This is a genomic window from Streptomyces sp. NPDC059816, from assembly GCF_042732055.1.
GTDB lineage: Bacteria > Actinomycetota > Actinomycetes > Streptomycetales > Streptomycetaceae > Streptomyces.
In genome coordinates this window covers 246508-252647 of the sequence record NZ_JBHWIQ010000006.1, presented here as the reverse complement: position 1 = coordinate 252647, position 6140 = coordinate 246508, and the positions used below count along the sequence as shown (strand labels likewise).

The 6140-nt window shown below is 72.9% G+C and carries 6 protein-coding genes; all 6 read left to right on the top strand.

Going from position 1 to position 6140, the window contains the following annotated elements:
- Positions 1-215: 215 nt before the first annotated feature.
- The 6 genes from ACFV88_RS11010 (at position 216) to ACFV88_RS10985 (ending at position 6077) form a co-directional block, all read left to right on the top strand.
- Positions 216-821, top strand: coding sequence for a YdbC family protein (locus tag ACFV88_RS11010; protein ID WP_385488564.1), 606 nt, complete (start codon positions 216-218; stop codon positions 819-821).
- A gap of 109 nt (positions 822-930) precedes the next feature.
- Positions 931-1590, top strand: coding sequence for a histidine phosphatase family protein (locus tag ACFV88_RS11005; protein ID WP_385488562.1), 660 nt, complete (start codon positions 931-933; stop codon positions 1588-1590).
- A 12-nt stretch (positions 1591-1602) separates the two neighbouring features.
- Positions 1603-2529 carry an ADP-ribosylglycohydrolase family protein gene (locus ACFV88_RS11000; RefSeq protein WP_385488561.1) on the top strand — a complete coding sequence of 309 codons (927 nt, stop codon included), beginning with the start codon at positions 1603-1605 and terminating at the stop codon, positions 2527-2529.
- A gap of 405 nt (positions 2530-2934) precedes the next feature.
- Positions 2935-4548, top strand: coding sequence for a DUF4153 domain-containing protein (locus tag ACFV88_RS10995; RefSeq protein ID WP_385488559.1), 1614 nt, complete (start codon positions 2935-2937; stop codon positions 4546-4548).
- 105 nt (positions 4549-4653) lie between these two features.
- Positions 4654-5355 carry a ribonuclease HII gene (locus ACFV88_RS10990; RefSeq protein WP_385488558.1) on the top strand — a complete coding sequence of 234 codons (702 nt, stop codon included), beginning with the start codon at positions 4654-4656 and terminating at the stop codon, positions 5353-5355.
- Positions 5356-5423: 68 nt separating this feature from the next.
- Positions 5424-6077 carry a hypothetical protein gene (locus ACFV88_RS10985; protein ID WP_385488556.1) on the top strand — a complete coding sequence of 218 codons (654 nt, stop codon included), beginning with the start codon at positions 5424-5426 and terminating at the stop codon, positions 6075-6077.
- The last annotated feature ends 63 nt before the right edge of the window (positions 6078-6140 follow it).

Here is a 6140-nt window from a genome sequence, read left to right as displayed (position 1 = left end):
GCCCCCGCTGCGGCTGCCCCCCCGCGGGCCCCCCGCCCCCCCCCCGGGCGGGGGACGCCCCCGGGGGGGGGGGGGGGGCGCGCGGGGGGGGGGGGCGCCCCCCCCCCCCCCACGGCGGGGTGAGGGGACGCGCACCCCGATCACCGGGGGCTTGCAGGGGGCGCACTCCGCCGGAGCATGGCCCCGGCCACGCTCCGTGGCCTTACGATGGCGCGGTGCTGGTCAAGTGGATTCGCTGCACCGTCGTCGACCGCCGAGGTTTCGAACGAGGGCAGCGGAAGTGGGCGGGGCTCCTCGGCGAGCCGGGGTTCCGGGCACAGGGCGGCGGCTGGAGCCGTACCCGGCCCGGTGTCGCCCATGTGTTCGCGTTCTGGGAGAGCCGGGCGTTCTACGACTCGTTCATGGCGCGTTCCCACGACCGGTTGGCGGCCACCCAGTCCGGGACGTTCACCCGCGCCCAGGTGAAGCTGTTCGACTACCGCTTCGACGTGAAGACCGGTTTCGAGCCCCGCTTCACCGACAGCGACCTGCTGCGGGTTGCCCACTGCCGGGTGCACGAGGAGCGCGCGGAACACTTCGCCCTGATGCAGGAGAAGGTGTGGAACCCGGCGATGGCCGGCTCGCCCGGCATGGTGCGCGGGCTGTTCGGCGAGGGGCCGGGCAGCGAGTTCCTGATCCTGTCCATGTGGCAGTCGGACGCCGAGCACGGCAAGTACCGGGCGGAACGCGTCGAACGCCTGTCCCTCCGCGCCCAGACCGAGGCCGACATCGCCTCGCTGTCGGGGGACATCGTCGACATGGAGAAGGCTTGGACCGTCTGACCCTCTGACCGCCTGGGCGCTGCGTCCACCGGCGCCGCGGCGAGGTGGCGACCCGCCGTAGGCTGACCGGACCACCGCTCGAACACCGATCTCGACCTAGGGTTTCCGTATGGTACGACCACGCCGCATCGTCCTGGTCCGGCACGGGGAGTCGAAGGGCAACGCCGATGACACCGTGTACGAGCGGGAGCCCGACCACGCACTCCCGCTGACCGAGAACGGCTGGCAGCAGGCCGAGGAGACCGGCAAGCACCTGCGTGAACTCTTCGGTCAGGAACGCGTCAGCGTGTACGTGTCCCCGTACCGGCGCACGCACCAGACGTTGCGGGCCTTCACGCTGGACCCGCAACTCGTCCGGATCCGGGAGGAGCCCCGGCTGCGCGAACAGGACTGGGGCAACTGGCAGGAGCGGGAGGACGTACGTCTCCAGAAGGCGTACCGCGACGCCTACGGGCACTTCTTCTACCGCTTCGCCCAGGGCGAGTCCGGGGCCGACGTGTACGACCGGGTGGGCGCCTTCCTGGAGAGCCTGTTCCGCAGCTTCGAGGAGTCCGACCACCCGGCGAACGTCCTCCTGGTCACCCACGGGCTGACGATGCGCTTGTTCTGCATGCGCTGGTTCCACTGGAGCGTGGCCGAGTTCGAGTCGTTGTCCAACCCGGGCAACGGCGAGGTCCGGGTCCTGGAACTCGGCGCCGACGGCAAGTACCACCTGGACCGCCCCTTCGACAGCTGGTGCGAACCGGAACCGTACGGGACCACCGGATAGGGTGACGACGACATGACCGTTCCCACCTCATCCGACCCCCGTCTGGGGCGGGCCCTCGCAAGTTTGCGCGGCCTGTCCGTGGGGGACGCCCTCGGCTCCCAGTTCTTCGTCCCCGCCCACTACCCCCTCCTCGGCCGCGGTGAGCTGCCCGCAGGCGAGTGGCAGTGGACCGACGACACCGAAATGGCCTGCTCCGTAGTCGCCGTGCTGGCCGAGCACGGACGGATCGAGCAGGACGCGCTGGCCGCCTCCTTCGCCACGCACCACGACTTCGACCGCGGCTACGGCCCCGCCGTGAACCGTCTGCTCAGACTGGTCCGCGAGGGCGAGGACTGGCGTGAACTCGCCGCCGCCCTGTTCAACGGCCAGGGCTCCTGGGGCAACGGGGCCGCGATGCGCATCGCGCCCCTCGGCGCCTGGTACGCGGACGACCCCGAGCAGGCCACCCACCAGGCCGAGATCTCCGCCTACCCCACCCACCAGCACCGCGAAGCGGTGGTCGGAGCGATGGCCGTGGCCGCCGCGGCGGCCCTCGCGGCTGCCCCGTCCGGACCGCCGAGCGCCGCTGCCCTGCTCGACGGGGTCATCTCCCTGGTGCCGCGCAGCGCCGTGGAAGCGGGGCTGCGGCGGGCGCGGGACATGCTGGACTACTCGGACGCGGGCACGGTCGCCGCGGTCCTGGGCTGTGGGCGGCGGACCAGCGCCCATGACACCGTCCCCTTCGCCCTCTGGGCGGCGGCCCGCGGGCTGGGCGACTTCCCCCGCGCCTTCTGGGAGACCGCGCAGGTCGGCGGGGACGTCGACACCACCTGCGCGATCGTCGGCGGCATCGTGGCGGCCTCCGCGGCCGGAGCGCCGCCCGAAGCGTGGCAGGAACGGACCGAGCGACTCCCCGGCTGGCTCGCCGAGACCGGCACGCACCACCACCCCACCACCTAGGCGCCCGGGGAACGACGCAAACCCCCAACGCACGCGAGCCGAGCAGCGCACCGCAAGGTGTACGCACCTGCCAGGGGCGCGGGGAACTGCGCAAACCCCCAGCGCACGCGAGCTGACCAGCGCACCGCAAGGTGTACGCACCTGCTAGGGGCGCGGGGAACTGCGCAAACCCCCAGCGCACCCAAGCTGACCAGCGCACCGCAAGGTGTACGCACGAACCGGCGAGCGCAGCGAACTGTCACGGTCACGCCACAGGAGCCGCCCGCACCCCCACCCGCCGGGCGCACAGCCCTACGCTTGCGGCCACGCCGCCACCCGACCATGAAGGCGCGCGTTCCGTACGAGCCACCGCCGCCCGTGCGCCGCGGCGCCCCGCCCGCGTGCCGGGCGCGGTCTGGGGGGACCATGTCCGAGAAGCCGACCGCGCAGCCCGAGCCGTCGACACCCCCGGGCGCCCCGCCCGCCCGCGCGCTGGCCCGGTCCACCGCTCCGCCGACCGGCCCCGGACACCCGTCCCGGCGACCGGGTGCCGCGCCCCCCGCCGACCCGTGGAGCGCCCTGCGCAGCCGCGCCCCCCGGCCGATCCGGTCGGCGACCCTCTGGTCCGTGCTCGCCACCGGAGTCCTCAGCATGGTGCTGCTGGGCGACGGCATCGGCCTCAACCTCCTCCTGGTGGCGCTGCCGGCAAGCCTCGCCGCGTACCACTCAGCGGTCGGAGCCGGTCGACGGCCGCGCCCCTGGACCCTGCTCTGGGGCGCGGGCGGTCTCGTACTGCTCGCGGTACCGGCACTGCGCGACGCCTCCTGGCCCTCCTTCCTCGCCGTCGTCGCGGCGTTCTGGCTCGGTGCCCTCGCCCTCCACGGCTCCCGTACCTGGGCGGGGATCGCGTTCAGCCCGTTCGGCCTGGTCGAGGCCGTGCCCCGTGGCCTGAGCTGGGGCTGGCGCGGGCTGCGGGAGCGCTCCAAGGCCCCGTCCAGCCGGGTGGGACCCGTGTTGCGCGCCCTCGGGGTGACGGCGGCCCTGCTCCTGGTGTTCGGGGCACTGTTCGCCGCGGCCGACGCCGCCTTCGCCGAGCTGCTGGACGACCTGGTTCCGGAGGTGTCCGGCGCCGACGGCCCGCTGCGCCTGCTGCTGTTGGCCCTGGGCCTCCTGGGAGCCCTGGGCGTCGCGTACGCCGCGGGTTCCCCCGTGCGCTGGGACAGGGTCTCCTGCGCGCCGGGGCGCGCCCGGGGGCGCGTCGAGTGGGCGCTGCCGCTGCTGGTGCTCAACGGGCTGTTCGCCCTGTTCATCGCCGTGCAGCTGACGGTCCTCTTCGGCGGCTACGACACGGTCCTGGAGAAGACGGACCTCAGCTACGCCGAGTACGCCCGACAGGGGTTCTGGCAGTTGCTGCTCGCGACGCTCCTGGTGCTCGTGGTGATCGTCGCCGCGGTGCGCTGGGCCCCGCGGGGCGGGCCGAAGGACGGGGTGCTGGTGCGCGCGGTGCTCGGCACGCTCGGTGTGCTCACCCTGGTCGTCGTCGCCTCGGCCGTGCGGCGCATGGACATGTACGTCGACGCGTACGGCTGGACGCGCCTGAGGATCTCGGTCGTCGCGGTGGAAGCGTGGCTGGGTCTCGTGATCGTGCTGATCATGGCCGCCGGGGTGTGGGGCGCCCGCTGGCTACCGCGGGCCGTGGCCGCCAGTGCCGCTCTGGGAGTGCTGCTGTTCGGGGCGGTGTCCCCCGACGCGTTGATCGCCGAGCGGAGCGTGCAGCGCCACGAGGAGACCGGGCAGCTCGACCTCGACTACGTACGGGACCTCTCCGCCGACGCGGTGCCCGCCCTGGACGCCCTCCCCGAGCCGCTGCGGTCCTGTGCGCTCCGGTCGATCGACGAGGAACTGCGCCGTCATGCGGACGAGCCCTGGTACGCCACCAGCCTCGGCGAGGCGAGGGCCCGCACGCTCCTCAACGACCGTCCGGTGCAGGCGACATGGGCGCAGTGCCAGCAGGTCGGGCGGAAGGCCGGCTACCCCTGACCTGGGCGTACGGGGGCGTCCGTCCGGGAATGGCGCGAAGAGCCGTGCCCTTGACCGGGACCGGGTGTCGGTCGGCGAACCGGTCGGCGTAGGCTTGCAGGTGCCATGCCATACGAAGCACCTACCCACACCGTTGAGCGGTCGTTGCGCGCCACCACCGGGGCGAAGATCATCGCGGGCGTCGACGAAGTGGGACGTGGTGCCTGGGCGGGCCCGGTCACCGTCTGCGCCGCAGTCACCGGACTGCGACGGCCCCCGGAAGGGCTCACGGACTCCAAGCTCCTCACGCCCAAGCGACGTACCGCTCTGGCCGCGGAGTTGGAGAGTTGGGTGACCGCCCATGCACTGGGGCACGCCTCGCACGAGGAGATCGACGCCCTGGGCATGACGGCCGCGCTCCGGCTCGCCGCCGTGCGTGCGCTGGAGGCCCTTCCGGTGCGTCCCGACGCGGTCATCCTCGACGGGAAGCACGACTACCTCGGCACCCCGTGGCAGGTACGCACCGTGATCAAGGGGGACCGGTCCTGTGTCGTGGTGGCCGCCGCATCCGTGATCGCGAAGGTCCGCCGCGACAAAATGATGGCCGAACTGGGGTCCGAACATGCAGACTTCGACTTTGCGGCCAATGCCGGCTATCCCTCGCCGGTGCACCGGGCCGCACTGGCGGAACGGGGCCCCACCCCGTACCACCGGCTGACGTGGGCGTATCTTGATGCGCTGCCCCAGTGGCGACATCTCAAGAAGGCCCGCAGTTGGGCGGACGAAAACGTTCCGGAGATCGAGGGCCAGCTGGGTTTCGACTTCTGACGTTCTCATTCGCACTGATGTGCCACCCGCCGGGCCCGTTCGCGCCGGCGTTTGATAGATACCAGCTCATGCCTCTCATTCCCGAGGAGCCTCAGATTCACGAGAGTGCCCAGGGTCCGCGCGTCACCCCGGCCAGTGGCCACCCCGCGCCGACCCCTCGCCCCGTACCCGGTCCGCGTCCCGCGGCGCCACCGCGCCCCGGTGGACCGGGCCCGCTGCGGCCCACCCCGCCCGCGCAGCGCACGCCGCGCGAGTCGTCGGCCGCCAAGCCGGAGCCGTCCGCTCCGGCCGCGACTGCCGCCACCGCGGTGCAGTCGACCCCCGTGTCCCCGGCTGCCGCCTCACCGCAGCTCCAGCTGATCCCGGCCTCGGCCGAGGGGGCGCTGGACGCGGCGGAGGAAGCGGTCGACCTCCTGCTCGACTCCGGTAGGTCCCCCGGGGAGATCCTCGTGGTCACCACCGGGGACCAGCACCCCTGGGCCGCCCACGAACTGTCGTTCGGCGAGGCCGCCTACTGGGCGCAGCACGATGCCGTGGACGATGTCTTCTACGCTGACGCCGCCGCCCTGGAACGGGCGACCGTTCGTCCGGTCGTGGTCGCCGCCGTCAACGGTGGGGACGTCTCCACGGGGCTACCGCTCGCCCTGGCCAAGGCGGGCACGCTCCTGATCGTGTGCGGTGATCCGCAGATCATCAATGCGGCCCTGGGTGCCGGAGTCTGACGGCTCCGGACGCTGACGGTGTCGGTGGCGGTGGCTCGGACTCGGTCCGGGACACCGCCACCA